Genomic DNA, 18,093 nt, shown 5'->3' with positions numbered 1-18,093 from the left:
CAAATTTCACCTTACGCATAACTATGAAAAAAATCTACTATTTTCTGTTAGTCTTACTATTGAGTTCATGCATTTCTGTAAAGAAATACAACGAACAACTTTTGACCAAAATTCCCGTAGAAAAACTAAAAAAAGATGTGAATTTCACCTACAAGAAATTGCAGAAAAATCATCCAGATTTATATGGTTTTACATCTAAAGAAAATCTAGATTTTAAATTTGACAGTCTGAAATTCACTATAAAATCGCCATTAAATCCATCAGAATTTTATCAAAAATTGGCTCCTTTGATTACAGAAGTTCAGCAAGGACATTTAAATTTAATGATTCCTGCAAAAAGACTGACCAAGAAAGAAATTAAAAATCTAGAAAAACAAAAAGGGCTTTTCAGCAGGTATAATTTTATTTTAGACGGGGATAAAATTTTTGTGAAAGACAATGCCGATAAAATTGAAAATATGGATGTAGGCACAGAAATTTTGGAAATAAATGAGGAGAAAAGTTCAATTTTAATAGAAAAATACAAACCATATATTGCCAGTGATGGATACAATACGAGCTATGAAAAATACGCTTTGTCTAGAAGATGGCCAACTTTTTTTACAGTAGAAAATGGTATTTTGGACAGTGTGAAATTGAAAGTTAAATTTAATAATGAAATAAAAATATTTTATTTAAAAAGAGAACCAGTAAGTAAAAAGGAAAAGAAAGCGGAGAAAATTTACACAAAAAAAAAGGAAGAGCAAAAAACCCAAGATTACAACCCAAACACGCGATCGTACAATAGAAGCATAGATTTTAAAACTAAAGATAGTAGTGTTGTATTAATGACGATAAAAACTTTTTCTGGCGTTAAATCTAAAAGTTTTTATAAAGAAAGTTTTCAGACACTTTCTGACAAAAAAGTAAAGTATTTAATTTTGGATTTGCGAAATAATCTTGGCGGTTCTCTTGCAGAAATCCATGATTTGTATCGATATTTAGGCGCAGATAAATATCCATTTATTACAGATATTGAAGTTACGGATAGCGCTTCTTTGCTTCGGGCAGATTATTTTTCAAGTATTCCATGGCTTGCAAAACCTTTGGCAGCAATCACTTACCCTTTTTATGCATTTGGTAGTTTACTTTCTGTGAAGAAAAAAGACGGTCAAATTTTGTTAAGAAATAATCTTTTCTCCTCCAAAAAACCACGAAAAAATGCATTTGAAGGTGAAATTTATGTACTCATAAACGGTAGTAGTTTTTCGGCATCTTCCATTATTTCATCAAAATTAAAAGGAGACGGACGCGCAATTTTGGTAGGAGAAGAAACTGGCGGCGCAAATGATGGCACTGTTGCAGGAAGGTATAATACTGTGAAATTACCTAATTCTAAGATTCTATTTCCCATCGGTTTGATGAAAATTTCGCCAAATATAGTTTTTACAAAAACCAAAAAAGGTGTAGAACCAAATATTGAAATGATTGAAAGTACAACTGAAATTTTACAGAAAAAAGATAAAGTTTTACACTACGTTTTAGAAGAGATTTCTAAAAAAAATAGCATAGAAATTAAATAATAAATTTTTTAATATTTATTTTCACAATTTATCTATCTTTAAATAAATATTTTGCAAATGGAATGTTTAGAATGTGGAGATAAAATACACGGAAGATCTGATAAAAAATTCTGTAGTGATGGCTGTAGAAACACCTACAACAACAACCAAAATAAAGACACTAGCAATCTTATGCGCCAAATCCACAATATATTGCGAAAAAATTCTAGAATTTTGGATGGAATAAACACCGAAGGAAAAGCAAAAACGACGAAGACAAAATTGGTGTCACTAGGTTTTGATTTCAATTACATTACTCAAATCATCACCTACAAAAATGGTGCAACCTACCAATTTATTTACGATCATGGCTACAAATTTCTGGATGAAGAGTGGATTTTGCTGGTGAAGAAAATAGATTAAATTTTCAAATTAAAAATTATATGATAAAATTTTACACGTTATTTTCAATTTTATTTTTAGCGTATTTTTCTGCACAAACGACTGAAAATAATTTTGAACCAAGTTTTCAAGAAAATAAAGGGCAAATTGTTGATCAAAATGGAAACCAAAATCCTGCTGTTCTCTATCTGTTTAACTCCAATGGATTAAACGTGCAACTAAAAAAGAACGGATTTTCTTATGATTTTTACGAGGTTGAGAAAACAGAAAAAAAAGTAAATAATCAAAAAAAAACATCTAGCGTACAAAATTTATCAGAAATTGAAAAATTTGATTATAAATCTATTTATCATAGAATAGACATTGAATTATTAAATTCTAATCCCAACGCAAGTATTGTTGGTGTAGGTAAATCTTCTTATTTTGAAAACTATTATCAGACGAAGCAAAATGGAGAAATCATCAATGTAAAAGATGTACATCTTTATAAAAAAGTAACGTATAAAAATATATATCCAGAAATAGATTTAGAATTTGAAGGAAGTCTGGATTCTACAACACCTATTAAATATAATTTCATTGTAAAACCTGGGGGAAATGTCTCTGATATTAAATTGAAAATTTCTGGCGGAGCAAATATTTTAAAAAACAATGAAATTTCCATCTCTACAAAATTTGGAGAAGTAATTGAGAAAATCCCTGCTTCTTGGATAAAAGGAAAAGAAAATAGCAAAATTCCTGTAAATTTTATCGCTTTGGTAGAATCTGTGTATGGTTTATCTATTTCAAAACCGTTTGACACAAGCAAAACATTAATTATAGATCCAGTTCCTGTGAGAATTTGGGGTAGTTTTTTTGGTGGAAATGGTGAAGATCAAGTAAAAGTAAAAACGGATTTTCAAAATTTTGTTTACGTAATTGGCGCATCTACAAGCACGAATAACATTGCAACTTCTGGTGCTTACCAAACGAATATGGCAGGAAGCGTGGATGGAGTTATAAGTAAAATAACAGAAAATGGTCAGAAATTGTGGGCAACCTATTATGGTGGAATTTACTCAGATGTAACAAGAGATATAGGATTTGATGCAGCCTCTAATATTTATGTTACGGGATACACATCAGTATTAACACCAACAATTCCTAATAACCCGTATAATGATGATGCGTTTGTTTTAAAACTAAATTCTAATGGTGCATTTATTTTTAATAAATATTTTGGTGGTAGCAATGATGATGATGCTTACTCTATTTTTGTAAATAACAGTAGTATTTATATAGCAGGAGAAACAAGAAGTATAAATCTGCCAGCTGTAAATACCTATCAGGTTACAAAAGTTTCTACTGGAGGTTTTAGCGATGCTTTTCTAGCAAAATATGACCTGGATGGTAACTTTTTATGGACAACCTACTTTGGAGGATCAAATGGTGCTTCTACATTCACAAAAATAATGGCTGTCGAAAACAACACTTTGGAAATAATTGGGAATACCACGTCTACTCAAATACCTATGGTTAATCCTATTCAAGGAAATAATGCGGCAAATAACGTAAGTACAAATATATTTTACGCAAAAATATCTGATAATGGAACGTAACTTTTAAGATCGAGCTATTTTGGTACACCAGGACAAGATTACACCTATGAAGCTAGAATTTTAAATGGCGTTTTAATAATACCAGGAACTTTTCAACAAAATGGTGGAAATATAAATTCAGTTGGGATTTATAGAGTAAATCTTTCAACAAATATTATTACAAAAACTTATTTCCCTACGTTGAATAGTAATATTCAAAATCAATTTTATGTAGATGAACAAGGTAGTGTTTTTCATACAGGATTAGCTTCAAGTTCTGGTTTTTTAAATATTGCAACACCAAATGCATATATGTCAACACCAGGTCAATTTATTAAGTCATACTTAATAAAATTTGATGGAAATGATCAAAAAATTTGGGGAACTTACTATGGAGGGAATGGAGCTACACAACTTTCTAACGTTACAAAAGATAGTAGCGGATACATTTATATGTCTGGAATGTCCAGTCAAAACTCTTCTGGTATTGCAACGCCAGGAACTTTTCAGCAAACACAAGGTTCTGCAAATGATGGTTATATTGTAAAACTGCAAGATTGTGATTCTTTAGGTAATATCACTTCAAACGCACCACTCTGCACTGGAAATACATTAAATTTAACAGCTTCTGGCGGAGATTCTTATTCTTGGACAGGACCAAATGGATTTACATCTAACCTTGCAAATCCTACAATCCCCAATGCAACTGTTACAAATAATGGCACTTATTTCTGTTTAATATCTTCGAATTCCGGATGTAGCGGAACTCATTCCATCACTGTTTTGATTGGAGACAATTTACCGCCAATTCCAAATAGTACAACACTTCCAGATATTACGGGAAATTGCCAAACAATAATTTCTACAATCCCAACTGCTACAGATAATTGCGCAGGAACAATAACTGCTACGACAAGTAATCCTTTATCTTATTCTCAAGCGGGAAATTATGTGATTACGTGGAATTTTAATGATGGTAATGGAAATATAGCTACACAAACGCAAAATGTAATCATCACGGCGCAAAATTCTCCGGTTGCAAATTCGCCACAAAATTTTTGTTTGATTAATCAACCAAAATTATCCGATATCACAATTGCTGGCACAAATATAAAATGGTACAATGCTGCAGGAATTTTACTACCTGCAAACACTCCACTCGTGAATGGAACTACCTATTCAGCCACTCAAACTGTGAATGGATGCGAAAGTTTGCCGACTGCAATTTTGGCGAATATAGAAAATCCCAATCCACCCACAGGAAATGCTACGCAAACATTTTGCCCCACAGAAAATGCTACATTAGCAAATCTTGCAGTCACCGGTATAAATATAAAATGGTACAATGCAGCGGGAATATTATTGCCAGCAAATACAAGTTTAGCAAACGGACAAACTTATTTTGCTACACAAACAATAAACGGTTGCGAAAGTAATGTAAAACTCGCAATCTTTGTTGTTATTTCTAACGATGTGGTTCCCGCAAATAATTATGCTGTATCTTTTTGTAATCCCTCTGTCGGAAATTCTTCGGTTATTAATTTATCCAACTACAATGGAAATATAATAGCGAACCCGACAGTCTTTACTTATGAATATTATGATGCCACAAATATACTCATACCCAATTTTAGCAATGTAAATCTAGTCATTGGCATCAATCAATTTAAAGTAAAAGTAATCAATACGAACGGTTGTTTTAAAATAGTAAACCTTACTATCACGCTTTTACAAAAACCACAGCTGAATGTAAACAATGTAGAATTTTGTAAAGGAAATCGAGCAGTTTTGGATGCTGGAAGCGGATTTGCAACTTACCTTTGGTCTACTGGAGAAACTACACAAACGATCAATGTAACGCAATCTGGAACTTATACCGTAACAGTTTCTAACGCTAGTGGATGTAGCAATACTGCACAGATAATTGCAACTGAAACAATAGCAGGTACAATAACCGGAATTGAAATCGTCAATAATTCTGCAACAATATTTGTTGCGCCATCAGGCAATTATCTTTATTCTATAGATGGAATTAATTATCAAAACAGCAATGTTTTTTCTAATTTGGCAAATGGTTCTTTCACTGCTTTTATAAAAACAAATTCAGGCTGCGAAATTAAAAGTTTAGACTTTACAATTTTTAAAATTCAAAATGTAATAACCCCAAACAATGATGGAAATAATGACGTCTGGAATATTGATGGTTTAAAAAATTACAAGAATTCACAAGTCACCGTTTTTGATAGATTTGGCAAAATTGTATTAGATAAAAAAGATTCTGCAGAAATAAAATGGGACGGAACCTATCTCGGACAACCATTACCAACGAACACATATTGGTATGTATTGCAATTATCAGATGGAAGAATTTACAAAGGATTTTTATTAATAAAAAATCGAGAATAAAATTGATGAACGTGTAAAAAAAAGGGAGATTTAAAATTTAAATCTCCCTTTTTATTTTATACTAGTTTTATTTTATCCTGTTGTATTTCTATCACTTTATCTCTATACAATCCGCCAATTGCTTTTTTGAAATTTTTCTTACTCATTTCTAGCTCTTTTTTTATTTCCTCGGGCGAAGATTTATCTGATAAATACATCAATCCAAAATTTTCGTCTAGGTAATCTAAAATTTTCTGACGAAATTCATCGATGTTTTCAAAGCCATCTAATTGCAGCGTAACATCTATTTTCCCATCTTCTCTTATCGCTTTTATGAAACCTTTTTCTTCAGAAAGTGGATACAATTTTTTGTAAACATCAGAAAAATAAAGCAAACCAATATACTCTTTGTTGATGACTACATTCCAACCAAGTTCGCTTTCGTTCATCATTATCAAATCTACCTTATTTCCATATTCAAATGGCGTAATATCGTATTGCGGATTACGTTTAAATTTGGTAGTTCCTGTGATCAATCCTGTAGCTTCATCAATATAAATATATACCAAATACCGCTTCTGCTCTACTATTTTGCCTTTCTGTTGTTTGTATGGGATAAAAAGATCTTTAATGATTCCCCAATCCATAAATGCGCCAGTTGGCAAAGTCTGTATACATTCCATCACCGCAAATTCGCCAATTTCGGCCAGTGGAGTTTCTGTAGTTGCTTTTAAAGTATGATCATCTTGATAGACAAATACATCGATTTCATCTCCAATTTCTGTATCATCGTTAGCGAAAATTTTAGAAAGAAATGCTCTATCGCCAGTTTGATCTTCTAGAAAGTATCCAGAATTATTTTTTTCAGCGATGGTTAAAGTTTGCGTTCTACCGGGTTTGATCATTTGGGAAATTATAATTAATGATTGAAAATTGGTGATTGATATCTATCAAAGTGCAAATTTAGCTTATTAAATCTTTTAATGCAAAGATGATTTAAATAGAAAAATTACTTCAAGGTATATTTTAATATTTAAAAAATGTGTGCAAATCCGTGAAGCGTACGTTCGACGAAGTTAAATATGTGAGCAAAATAGTTCTACAAATTCCGCAGATTTACACCAATAAAATATATTAAGCAAAAAAAATCCGACTAATTTGTCGGATTTTTTTAATATCAAATTTTAAATTCAAAACAATGAATTTAGGAAAGATTCGCATAAGAATCTTCAATAAATGCCGTCAAATCTTTTCCTTTCAGAAGATTTTGAGACAATTTCGCCAAATTCACCGCTTGATTAATCAATGATTTTTTGGAATCCGCATCTTCAGTTTTTAGAATTTTATCTGCTAAATTACTGTTGGAATTGATGACCAAATTATACATTTCTGGCATATTACCCATTCCAAACATTCCGCCACCACCGCCAGTTGCTTGCATATCTTTCATACGACGCATAAATTCTGGTTGCGTAATTAAAAATGGAGCATCTGTACTTTCTAAATCTTCTACCTGCACAGTGTAAGTATTGTTGTTAATACTTTCTTCAATGGTTTTCTTTAAAGCTTCTTTTTCCTCATCTTTCAATTTAGAAATTGTAGGCTCATCTTTCTCAATTAATTTATTTAAATGATCTGCATCTACCCTTGCAAAAGAAATATTCTCTTTTGTAGTTTCTAATTTCTGAATTAAATGCGGTGCAATTGGAGAATCTAAAAGCAAAACTTCGTAGCCTTTGTCTCTGGCTTTTTGAATGTAAGAATCTTGAGCGTCTGCATCTGTAGCATACAAATAAATGGTTTTTCCATTTTTATCTGTTTGCGTATCTTTTACTTTATCTGCCAATTCATTCCACAAATAATATTTACCATCAACGGTTGGAAACAATGCGAATTTTTCAGATTTATCAAAGAATTTATCTTCGGAAATCATTCCGTATTCTATTACAATCTTGATGTCATTCCATTTTTGCTCATATCCTGCACGGTCTTCATTAATTAAAGAAGCCATTTTATCGCCCACTTTCTTGGTGATATAGCTGGAAATCTTTTTTACAGCGCCATCAGCTTGAAGGTAAGAGCGGGAAACATTTAAAGGAATGTCTGGTGAATCTATCACACCTCTTAGAAGCATCAAGAAATCTGGCACAATACCTTTTACTTCATCAGTTACAAAAACCTGATTTTGGTATAATTGAATTTTATCCTTTTCAATATTTAAATTGTTTGCCAATTTTGGAAAATATAGAATTCCCGTTAAATTAAAAGGATAATCTACATTTAAGTGAATATTAAATAATGGTTCCTCAAATTGCATTGGATACAATTCGTGGTAAAACTCTTTATAATCTGCATCGTTTAATTCAGATGGATTTTTCGTCCAAGCTGGATTTGGGTTGTTGATGATATTATCAACTTCTACTGTTTCTGGTTTAGCATCTTCTGCAGCGTCTTCTGGCAAAGGAAGTGTCTCTGTTTTGGTACCAAATTTAATTGGCACAGGCATAAATTTATTATACTTCGTCAGTAATTCTCTAATTTTAGATTCTTCTAAAAACTCTAAAGAATCTTCTGCTATATGTAAAACGATTTCTGTTCCACGTGTTGTTTTCTCTGGATAATCTTCTAAGGTAAATTCTGGAGAACCATCACAAACCCAACGAACTGCCGTAGAATCATCTTTAAAGGATTTAGTTAAAATTTCTACTTCACTCGCTACCATAAAGGCAGAATAAAAACCTAAACCAAAATGACCGATAATTCCAGAATCTTTTGCAGAATCTTTGTATTTATCCAAAAATTCTTCAGCACCAGAAAATGCCACTTGATTGATGTATTTTTCAACTTCCTCTGAAGTCATCCCAACACCTTGATCTATAATGTGAAGTTTTTTGCCTTCTTTATCTATCTTAACTTCTATATCTATGCTTCCAATTTCTGTATTGGCTTCACCAATATTGCTTAAATGCTTTAATTTTGAAGTAGCATCTGTTGCATTGGAAATTAATTCTCTTAAAAAGATTTCGTGGTCTGAATAAAGAAATTTCTTTATTAATGGAAAAATATTCTCTACCGAAACATTGATATTGCCTTTAGTCATAATTTTATTTTTTAATTGTATAAAATTAAGTTCTCAAAATAAATACCAATGAAGGTAAAGTGACAAAATGGCAATTTTAGATGACTAATTTAAAAGATCAATTCTTTTTAAATTTTTTCAGATCATTTAAAAAAGATTTAACAGTTTTGATATAATCTTGATCGACTTTTTCCTGTCCAATTGTTTTTATAATTACATCATTTTTGAAATAATATCTATTTTCTGATATCAGTTTTGGCATGTTCAAAGATGCATTTTCACCTTGAGTTAGGTATTTTTTTTCTAGAACAAATATGAGCCTATTTTTATCAATATAATATTCTGTGGTAATATTCTGATAGGAAATTCCTGCAAAATGCACAATTTTTTTCAGTTTGTTATTTTTGTAATAAGCTTCTAAACTTTGTCCATTGTCTAAAACTTCATTTTTTTCATCTACAAAATAATCATTTGGAATTTCTATAACGCTGTACACTTTTTCTTTATTAATTTCGGAAACTGCTTTTTTGATAAGACTTAATTCTTGCGCAGATATTATTGTGGAAATTAAAATAATGGTAAGTAAAATAATTTTTTTCATCGTTTATAAATTAAAATTTAGCTTGAATATTTGAATCAAATTTATACAAAAAAGAGAAGCCTAAACTCCTCTCAACATTTTTTATTTAGATAAAAATCTATTTTTTAATTAATTTAAATGGTTTTGTTTCAGAATTATCTCCAGAAATTGTAATGAAATAATTGCCAGAGCTTAGCTTAGATACATTTAATTGATTGTTTTCTATTTTATCTTGCAAAACTAATCTACCATCTGCAGTGTAAATTTTCACCAATTTTTGATTTTTTGATAGTCCTTCAAAATTTACAATATCTTCGGCAGGATTTGGATACATAAAAATAGAATTTTTCGCATTCACTTCTTGATTTCCTAGAAAAACAATGTCTTGTGCAATAGCAAAATTATCTGTCTGGTTGATACCTGCAAGAGCAATAACCGCGGTTCCTGTAGTATCTGTAAGCAGCGGAAATTTGCGCAAATTGTCATAATAAAGATAGGAAGTTGTGGTAAGAGTGCCTATTGGAAATATAAAAAATGTATCCGTTGGACCGTGCAGATTGTAAGTTTGAACAATTTTCACCCGCAACACATTCGTAAAAGTTCTACCACCAACAATTAATGTTCCTGAAGCTCCAGAAGTTCCCACAATCGTACCTTTGAACAAGCCAGAAGCAGCTGTAGAAGTGAAAGTTCCTTGTGCATTATCTGTAACATTATAGTTGAATGCTGTTGGAAATTGTAAATATGTACCATTATTGGCTGCAAAATTTAGCGTTGCGGTAGAATTTGTAAGTCCCGTAATTTCTAGTTTGTTGGCGGTTGATTTAAAAAGTAAAACGGTACCAGAACCATCATCCTGTTTCAAATTGCTTCCTGGAAATGTGGTAATTTCCGCTGCTGTTGGCGAAACAAAAGTAGTTGTAGTAGCTGCTCCAGATGTAACTGTAGGATTTGAAAATGTTGCACTTGCGCCAGTTGCAGAATTGTCTACTGTTCCTGTAACAGCATTTGCTGCGTAAGAATTGCCAACTACAGGTTTGTTTGCAGCATCTGTAAGGGTCGTTTGAGCAAAAGACGATTGTGCAATTGCCAAAATAAGTAAGATATAAAGTTTTTTCATAATATAATTTTTTATAAAATTACGAATAAAAAATTGTTAATACACTTACTATCAAATTTTTAAATAAAAAATAGAGAAGTAAAAACTTCTCTATTTTATTTATTCTAATCTATGCTATCAACATATTGCATCACTTCTCTGCGAGAACTTTCATAATCTAAAGCTTCATAAACTTTATAGAAATTTTGTTTATCAACGCATTTGATATACATTTGTTTTGCAATTTTTATTTTATTGCTATCAAATTTCATCATTGCTACCAAAAATTTAATTTGATTTGCTGTAAAAGCAACTTTTTTCATTTGAATTTTGATGATTTCTATTTTGTTATCATCAAAAGCGGAAGCTTTATTTAAAGATGATGTGAAATAATCAAACTCAATATTATTCATCACCTTTCCATTATAATTTCCGTTATATCCAGAATTTCCATTGTAGTTGCCATTCTGATTGCCGTAAGGATTATTCCAAACATCATCCCACTCATTAATTCCATAAGATTGATTTTGAACTGGAAAATTTCCCAATAGATACAAACCATAATCTGAAAAGAAGTCTAACACCAATCTCGAGTTATTTTTCACATATATTCTTGTTCTATACACCAAATAATTATTTTCATAAATTGATATTATAGTTGTTCCAGCTCTCATATCAAAAAATCTAAACTTCCCAGAAGAATTGCTCATATATTGATCGTCAATTTCTACAGAATAGTTTCCGTTTTCTGGAATTCTTACAAAAACTTCAGAGTTTCCAACATTATAATTCCAACGATAGCTGCTATTAGAAACAGGTCTTTGGTTATTGCTTTGCGTAGGTTTTCTGTAGTTAGAATTATCTAAAATTTTCTCGTTGCTTCGCCCAACATTTGTACTACTTTGGGTTTGAACCTCGCCGGTTTTTGCAGAGTTACTGTTTCTCTGTGTTTGCATTTCGGTAGATCTTGCATCATTTTTAAGAAGTTCTCCAGATTTTCCTGGTTCTTGCGCAAAGATGCTCATGCTAAATAATAACAAACAAGTAGTAAAGAAATTTTTCATTTTTTTAATTTTTAAGGGTTATAATTGCTGATATTCTACAAGTGTGCCAAAATTTAGTTTTGATTCATATATTTTAATAAAATTTACTAGTTGTTAAATTATTTGTAATATAATGAAGCATCCATTTAACTTTCGATAAAATTGATAATCAAAGCGTATGCTTTATTGAAAATTTAAAAACGAAATCCAAACTGTCCAAAAAAGCAAAAAAATAGAGAAGCCGAAACTTCTCTAATTTATTAAGAACACCTTGCGCATTCTACTTCATATTTTTTCTTTTTACTTCTAAAAGTGAATTGCAATTTTTGCAGTTGCATCCAACGCTGCTTCTTTCATGCCTTCCGCATAAGTTGGATGTGCGTGAGACATTCTAGAAATATCTTCTGCACTCGCACGAAATTCCATCGCTACAACGGCTTCTGCAATAAGATCTGCAGCTCTAGCTCCAATCATGTGAACGCCTAAAACTTCATCTGTTTTTGCATCAGCAATTATTTTGATAAAACCATCTACATCACCAGAAGCACGACTTCTTCCTAAAGCACGCATCGGGAAATTACCAATTTTTACTTCTACACCTTCAGCTTTCAGTTGTTCTTCTGTTTTTCCAACTGCAGCAACTTCTGGCCAAGTGTACACAACACCTGGAATAAGATTGTAATTGATATGAGGTTTTTGTCCGGCAATTAATTCTGCAACCATCGTTCCTTCTTCAGATGCTTTGTGCGCCAACATTGCACCAGCTACAACATCTCCAATCGCATAGATATTAGAAACATTGGTTTGCAAATGTTCGTTCACCTTCACTCTTCCTCTTTCGTCTAGATCTACTCCGGCTTTTTCAACTTCCAACCCTTTTGTAAAAGGACTTCTACCAACAGCAACCAATACATAATCTCCTTCAATAACTACTTCTTCGCCTTTTTTATTTTTTGCAGTTACTTTCACGGTATCTCCATTTCTTTCAACGGATTGTACGCCTGTAGAAAGATTAAATTTCATTCCTTGTTTACGCAAAACTTTGTTCAATTCTTTGGATAAAGAAGCGTCCATTGTAGGAATAATTTTATCCATAAATTCTACAACTGTAACTTCTGATCCCAATCTTTTGTACACAGAACCTAATTCTAATCCAATAACTCCACCACCAATTACGATCAAGTGTTTAGGAATTTCTTTTAATTCCAAAGCTTCCGTAGAAGTGATGATTCTTTCTTTATCTAATGTAATGAAAGGCAAAACAGTTGGTTTAGAACCAGTTGCAATAATTGTATATTTAGATTCTATCATTTCTGTAGAACCATCGTTTTTAGTTACTTTTATTTGCGTTGCAGATTCAAAACTACCAACTCCTTCGAAGGTGGTAATTTTATTTTTATCCATCAAGAAGGAAATACCTTTTGTGGTTTGATCTACTACTTCATTTTTCCTTGCGATCATTCTTGCCAAATCTGCTTTTGGCTCATTGATGATGATTCCATGATCTGCAAAATTGTGTGCAGCGTTGTGAAAATGCTCTGAACTATCCAATAGTGCTTTACTTGGAATACAACCAACATTAAGGCAAGTTCCGCCCATTGTAGGATATTTTTCTATAATTGCAGTTTTGAAACCCAATTGCGCACATCTAATTGCCGCTACATAACCACCAGGACCAGAACCTATAACGGTAACATCAAATTGACTCATATCTTATTTTTTATTTTTTATTTTTAAAATTTTTAGTATTGCAAATTTACGAAATATTTTGGCTTTTAAAATTGTACTATTTCATTTATTGTCAATCACAAAAAATACACGTCCTCATAGCGATAATTCTGCAATACGTCATTGTGAGAATTGTGCAATACGTCATTGTGAGGCACGAAGCAATCCTCTGAATAAATTGTTGCATATTTTGGAGCCGAGAACCTGCTTTACGCTATATCTTTTTTGCTTGAAAATTCATTTTTAACAGAAAAAGTAGGGTAAGCAAAAAAGGATGCCGCTGCAATCAGGGCTATGAGATTTTGTTTGGAAATTTAAGCTATTTCAACAATTAATCTGGGAAACAATCATTGGCAAATTTTTCAATTCTAGGTTTCATTTTGTCATCGCAGTTTTTGCAATTGGATTTCATTTTACTGGATAAATATTTTCGCATTTTTTTTGAATTTTTATAATCATCCAAATCATACATTCCACTGTATGATATAGAATTAGTCCAATCTAAATATTTATCTCCAGATTTATCGTAATCCATATATTCGAAAAACTCTGTTGGATATTTCTCAGCATATTTTCTTGCCGGAACACCTGTATATTCACCCAAAGCACCATCTTGGATAAGTATTGTTTTATTTAAAATCCAACGGTAAAAAGGCCGTAAATTATCATCATCTGTTGTAATTAAAGCCAGCAGTTCCGCAGTTTTTGGCTCGTCATATGGTCTATATTTTCCGAAATAAAAATCTTTTGCTGTTGGATTACAATTTTTATTTTCTAAATAAAATCTGACAGGTTTATTCCAAATTGTATCTATATCAATATTATGAGTTAATTCAAAACCTTTTTGCCAATTATCAAAATTATTTTGTACATCAACATTTTCTACCGAGTGTTCAATATTTCTATCTGTCTCAATATTTTTTTGACAAGACAAAATTAATATTAGAAATAAAATATTTTTCATTATCGAAATTATTTATGTTGATAATATTCCCAAAACCTTTTGATACCTCCCCAAAATCATTTCTTTAGAAAACCGAGATTGTATAGAAATTTTTACAAAAAAGTCAATCCAATTTTACGATTTAAACCAACTTCAAAAAGGCGGAAAAGTGTAGAAAGTTGAATGTTACCTTTTCCATTTTCAATTTTTGAAATGTAACTTTTTTTTGTACCAGTTTTTTCTGCAAGTTGCTCTTGCGTCATATTTGCTTCTTTTCTTGCTTCTTTCAACATTTCGCTAATGATGAATTTTTGAGAATTTTCTTCATACTGCACTCTACTTTCTGTGCCCATTTTGCCATGTTCTACTTCCAGTAGTTGTTCAAAATTAGATATGTTTTTATATTTTTCCATGTAATTTATTGTTTGTTTAAAAAATATTCTTCCATTAATTTTATTGCTTTATCAATTTCTTTCTTTGGCGTTTTTTGGGATTTTTTTTGAAAAGCATTAAATAAAATCACCAAATTCCCTTTGTCAAAACAACAAAAAATTCTGTATATATTAGATTGGTATTCAATCCGAATTTCGTACAAACCATCTACACCGCTGAAATTTTTTAAAAATTTTTCAGGAACTTTTTCAATTTGCCTTATTAAATCCAAAACATATTGAAACTTTGCTTTCACTTTGCCATCTAAGGAATTATAAAATTCCAAAAAGTAATGCTCGTAAAATTCAATCTGCCTTTTCATTTCACAAAGTTAATTCAAAAGATAACTTCTTGCAAGTTTTTAATATTTAAAAGGGTAAATTTTGTATTCAAGTTGAATTCAAAAATTTAAAAACTCCCCAAAACCTCTTCATACTTCCCCAAAATCATTTCTTTAGAAAACCGAGATTGAATAGAATTTTTAATTTTCTCTTTATTAAAATCACCTTGCAAAATCTCAATAATTTTTGAAGCAAATGCTTCATGATTTTCTATATCTGCTATTTCGCCATTGATTTTTGGCTGGATAATTTCGGAAATTCCACCTGGACAATTGTTGGCTAGAGCGTAAGTTCCGCAAGCTCCAGCTTCTAGCAAAACATTCGGGAAACCTTCATAACGGGAAGAAAGGATGAACAAATCTGCGAATTTTAAATAAGGATAAGGATTTTTTTGCTGCCCGTGAAAATGTACGTGTTCTAAGTTCAAATCCAATTTCATTTGATGCAAAAGTTCTTTGTCTTTACCATCGCCCAAAATGTGAAGTTGTATTTTTTCGTCTTTTAAATGAGAAAAAACTTTCAACAAATTGTCAAAACCTTTTCTAGCAGATAGATTTCCGATGGCAACCACATTTTTGAAATCATTTAAATAAACACTTGGTTTTACTGCATTTACTAATTTAGAATTGATAAATTCAAAATCTACCGGATTGTTAATTTTGATCAATTTCTCTGGTTGTAAATTGAAATTTGCGAGCAAATCATTTTTCATATCATCACTTTGGCAAATAATTTTGTGATAATTATTGTAAAATTTATAGAAAAAACGAATTTCTTTTCTTGTAACGTGCTGAGAAACTACGTTGGTTTCTCTGGCAATAAATTTAGTTTTAGAGAAAAATTTGATGAAAAAAGCCAGATAAGCATTCACTTCGCCAAAACCACTAAACACCAAGTCGGGTTTTCTTTTGCTAATCTGTTTTAAAATAGGAAAAAGTGAATTGCGAATGCGTGGTGTTTTTAAATCTATGACTTCTACGTCATCTTTCAAAAAATCTAAATAACCACCTTCTTTACGAAGCAGCATCAATTTTACGTTAAATTTTTCTCGCGGAAGATGATTGGCAATTGTGGTTACAATTCTTTCTGCACCACCTGTTTCTAGATCTGGAAGTATAAATATGATGGATATTTTCTTTTGCAAAGTATGTATTTTGAATATTAAACTTTGTCAAAGATTACAACTTTGACAAAGTAAGCGTGAAATTTAGAGTAATTCTGAAAAAGTGTGCGAGTGATTATTAATAATGTAATTTACCAAAAATTTTCCATCTTTATCATCGAAGAAAATATACCACGTTGTTCTTTGGTTGGCTTTATATTTTAGATATTTTTTGCCGTGTTTTTTAAATTTCGCTTGGTTGTTTTTCCTAACAGTTGGTTTTTCAATGTTTTCTTCAATATAATCGTAGATTTTATCAATATAAACATCCACATTTTCGATAGAAGAAAAATATTTCTCTTGATATAACGCTTGTTGAAGATAATCTAGTTGCTGTATAAATCTAGAAGTGAAGGTTATTTTCCCCACCATTCTCGCACTTTTTCTTTGGATTGTTTTCTTGAATCTTTTAGACTATAACTTTTGGCAAATCTTTCATCAAAATCATCTGCAATGGCATATTCTGCTTGAGATTCTTCAACTAGCAATGGCTGGTTGCTTTTATTTTTTAATTCTACAAGTTCTGAAATAATGTCTAAATCATCGAGATTTTCTATCCACTCGATCAACTTATTTTTAACTTCTATCATTGAGTTTTTCATTGTTTTAAAATTTAAAATTTTCAAATTAAAGTAATTCTGAAAAAGTGTGCGAGTGATTATTAATAATGTAATTTACCAAAATTTTTCCATCTTTATCATCAAAGAAAATATACCAAGTTGTTCTTTGGTTGGCTTTATATTTTAGATATTTTCTGCCGTATCTTCTGAATTTTAGTTCTTTATTTACTCTAACAATTGGTTTTTCAATATTTTCTTCAAATTAATTGTAAATTTTGTTTCCATAGTTTTGACTGTCTTTTTCAAAACCAAAATATTCATTTTTAAATAACACTTCTACCAATTCTTCCATAGATTGATGAAATTGTTCTGTAAAAATGATTATTTCTTCCAAGGCAAGTTTGATATAAATTCTCTTGTTCTTTTCCTAGATTCTTCCATTGTATATCCCTTCGCAAATCTTTCATCAAAATCATCTGCAATGGCATATTCTGCTTGAGATTCTTCAACTAGCAATGGCTGGTTGCTTTTATTTTTTAATTCTATAAGTTCTGCAACAATTTCTAAATCGTCCAGATTTTCTATCCACTCGATCAACTTTTTTTTAACTTCTATCATTGAGTTTTTCATTGTTTTAAAATTTAAAATTTTCAAATTAAAGTAATTCTGAAAAAGTGTGCGAGTGATTATTAATAATGTAATTTACCAAAAATTTTCCATCTTTATCATCAAAGAAAATATACCAAGTTGTTCTTTGGTTGGCTTTATATTTTAGATATTTTCTGCCGTATTTTTTATATTTATTTTTTGATAATTTAATATTTGGATTATCAATTCTTGCTTCAATAAAATCAACAATTTTCATGGTGTAATCCACTGCAGATTCTTTGAAACCAAAATACTCTTTGTCATAAAGTTCATCAACCAATTCATTTAAGGTTAGCAATGCTAAATCTGAATAAATAATTACCTTTCCCAAGGTAAAGAATCAATATGTTCAATAATTTTTTCACGAAATTCTTCACCTGTCATTCCCTTCGCAAATCTTTCATCAAAATCATCTGCAACAGCATATTCTTCTTGTGGTTCTGAAACTAATGGAATCGATTTGTCTTTACCTTTCAATGCTAATAATTCAGATAAAATTTCCAAATCATCGAGATTATTCACCCAATTGATCAGTTCTTTTCTATATTCTAAAATCGGATTTTTCATATCACT

The 18,093-nt window shown here is 30.9% G+C and carries 20 protein-coding genes; 4 read left to right on the top strand and 16 right to left on the bottom strand.

All coding sequences use genetic code 11. The features are described 5' to 3' along the window. The first annotated feature begins 23 nt into the window (after nucleotides 1-23). From HNQ03_RS09275 to HNQ03_RS09260, 4 genes are all read left to right on the top strand, one after another. Nucleotides 24-1,562: a S41 family peptidase gene (locus HNQ03_RS09275; protein ID WP_173779397.1), complete on the top strand. Its 1,539-nt coding sequence runs from the start codon at nucleotides 24-26 to the stop codon at nucleotides 1,560-1,562. Nucleotides 1,563-1,619: 57 nt separating this feature from the next. Then, on the top strand, nucleotides 1,620-1,964 hold the full coding sequence (locus tag HNQ03_RS09270; protein ID WP_173779396.1) for a DUF2116 family Zn-ribbon domain-containing protein: 345 nt from the start codon (nucleotides 1,620-1,622) through the stop codon (nucleotides 1,962-1,964). Nucleotides 1,965-1,984: 20 nt separating this feature from the next. Then, nucleotides 1,985-3,541: a DUF7948 domain-containing protein gene (locus HNQ03_RS09265; RefSeq protein ID WP_173779395.1), complete on the top strand. Its 1,557-nt coding sequence runs from the start codon at nucleotides 1,985-1,987 to the stop codon at nucleotides 3,539-3,541. Between the two features lie 180 nt (nucleotides 3,542-3,721). Beyond that, nucleotides 3,722-5,926 carry a T9SS type B sorting domain-containing protein gene (locus tag HNQ03_RS09260; RefSeq protein ID WP_173779394.1) on the top strand — a complete coding sequence of 735 codons (2,205 nt, stop codon included), beginning with the start codon at nucleotides 3,722-3,724 and terminating at the stop codon, nucleotides 5,924-5,926. Nucleotides 5,927-5,982: 56 nt separating this feature from the next. On the opposite strand, the gene HNQ03_RS09255 is transcribed toward HNQ03_RS09260, so the two are convergent. From HNQ03_RS09255 to HNQ03_RS09185, 16 genes are all read right to left on the bottom strand, one after another. Beyond that, nucleotides 5,983-6,807: a CvfB family protein gene (locus tag HNQ03_RS09255; RefSeq protein WP_173779425.1), complete on the bottom strand. Its 825-nt coding sequence runs from the start codon at nucleotides 6,805-6,807 to the stop codon at nucleotides 5,983-5,985. Between the two features lie 302 nt (nucleotides 6,808-7,109). Continuing rightward, nucleotides 7,110-9,005, bottom strand: coding sequence for a molecular chaperone HtpG (htpG, locus tag HNQ03_RS09250; protein ID WP_173779393.1), 1,896 nt, complete (start codon nucleotides 9,003-9,005; stop codon nucleotides 7,110-7,112). A gap of 97 nt (nucleotides 9,006-9,102) precedes the next feature. Further along, nucleotides 9,103-9,585 carry a hypothetical protein gene (locus tag HNQ03_RS09245; protein WP_173779392.1) on the bottom strand — a complete coding sequence of 161 codons (483 nt, stop codon included), beginning with the start codon at nucleotides 9,583-9,585 and terminating at the stop codon, nucleotides 9,103-9,105. Nucleotides 9,586-9,682: 97 nt separating this feature from the next. Beyond that, the gene (locus tag HNQ03_RS09240; RefSeq protein ID WP_173779391.1) at nucleotides 9,683-10,684 is read right to left on the bottom strand and encodes a T9SS type A sorting domain-containing protein; all 1,002 of its coding nucleotides are present in this window, start codon (nucleotides 10,682-10,684) and stop codon (nucleotides 9,683-9,685) included. Nucleotides 10,685-10,788: 104 nt separating this feature from the next. Continuing rightward, entirely contained in the window at nucleotides 10,789-11,727 is a 939-nt protein-coding gene (locus HNQ03_RS09235; RefSeq protein ID WP_173779390.1) for a DUF4476 domain-containing protein, read from the bottom strand. A gap of 285 nt (nucleotides 11,728-12,012) precedes the next feature. Next, nucleotides 12,013-13,416, bottom strand: a complete 1,404-nt coding sequence (gene lpdA / locus HNQ03_RS09230; protein ID WP_173779389.1) for a dihydrolipoyl dehydrogenase — start codon at nucleotides 13,414-13,416, stop codon at nucleotides 12,013-12,015. Nucleotides 13,417-13,765: 349 nt separating this feature from the next. Continuing rightward, on the bottom strand, nucleotides 13,766-14,398 hold the full coding sequence (locus HNQ03_RS09225) for a hypothetical protein (RefSeq protein ID WP_173779388.1): 633 nt from the start codon (nucleotides 14,396-14,398) through the stop codon (nucleotides 13,766-13,768). Between the two features lie 92 nt (nucleotides 14,399-14,490). Further along, nucleotides 14,491-14,790 (bottom strand): helix-turn-helix domain-containing protein, encoded by a 300-nt coding sequence (locus HNQ03_RS09220; RefSeq protein ID WP_173779387.1) that lies wholly within the window; start codon nucleotides 14,788-14,790, stop codon nucleotides 14,491-14,493. A 5-nt stretch (nucleotides 14,791-14,795) separates the two neighbouring features. Continuing rightward, on the bottom strand, nucleotides 14,796-15,131 hold the full coding sequence (locus HNQ03_RS09215) for a type II toxin-antitoxin system RelE/ParE family toxin (protein ID WP_173779386.1): 336 nt from the start codon (nucleotides 15,129-15,131) through the stop codon (nucleotides 14,796-14,798). A gap of 86 nt (nucleotides 15,132-15,217) precedes the next feature. Then, the gene (locus tag HNQ03_RS09210) at nucleotides 15,218-16,294 is read right to left on the bottom strand and encodes a glycosyltransferase (protein ID WP_173779385.1); all 1,077 of its coding nucleotides are present in this window, start codon (nucleotides 16,292-16,294) and stop codon (nucleotides 15,218-15,220) included. 63 nt (nucleotides 16,295-16,357) lie between these two features. Continuing rightward, nucleotides 16,358-16,684 (bottom strand): hypothetical protein, encoded by a 327-nt coding sequence (locus HNQ03_RS09205; RefSeq protein ID WP_173779384.1) that lies wholly within the window; start codon nucleotides 16,682-16,684, stop codon nucleotides 16,358-16,360. After that, nucleotides 16,669-16,914, bottom strand: coding sequence for a hypothetical protein (locus HNQ03_RS09200; RefSeq protein ID WP_173779383.1), 246 nt, complete (start codon nucleotides 16,912-16,914; stop codon nucleotides 16,669-16,671). The genes HNQ03_RS09205 and HNQ03_RS09200 overlap by 16 nt, the downstream gene beginning before the upstream one ends. 220 nt (nucleotides 16,915-17,134) lie before the next feature. Then, complete coding sequence (locus HNQ03_RS16180; RefSeq protein WP_262888555.1) at nucleotides 17,135-17,266, bottom strand: hypothetical protein; 132 nt, start codon at nucleotides 17,264-17,266, stop codon at nucleotides 17,135-17,137. Further along, a complete protein-coding gene (locus tag HNQ03_RS09195) occupies nucleotides 17,254-17,502 on the bottom strand; it encodes a hypothetical protein (protein ID WP_173779382.1) in 249 nt (82 codons plus the stop codon). Before HNQ03_RS09195 ends, HNQ03_RS16180 begins: the two co-directional genes overlap by 13 nt. Nucleotides 17,503-17,527: 25 nt before the next feature. Beyond that, nucleotides 17,528-17,851 carry a hypothetical protein gene (locus HNQ03_RS09190; RefSeq protein ID WP_173779381.1) on the bottom strand — a complete coding sequence of 108 codons (324 nt, stop codon included), beginning with the start codon at nucleotides 17,849-17,851 and terminating at the stop codon, nucleotides 17,528-17,530. Continuing rightward, the gene (locus tag HNQ03_RS09185; RefSeq protein ID WP_173779380.1) at nucleotides 17,839-18,087 is read right to left on the bottom strand and encodes a hypothetical protein; all 249 of its coding nucleotides are present in this window, start codon (nucleotides 18,085-18,087) and stop codon (nucleotides 17,839-17,841) included. Before HNQ03_RS09185 ends, HNQ03_RS09190 begins: the two co-directional genes overlap by 13 nt. Nucleotides 18,088-18,093: the final 6 nt, after the last annotated feature.

Origin of the sequence: Frigoriflavimonas asaccharolytica, from assembly GCF_013294015.1 — a bacterium.
GTDB lineage: Bacteria > Bacteroidota > Bacteroidia > Flavobacteriales > Weeksellaceae > Frigoriflavimonas > Frigoriflavimonas asaccharolytica.
This window is presented reverse-complemented; position numbering and strand designations above follow the sequence as displayed.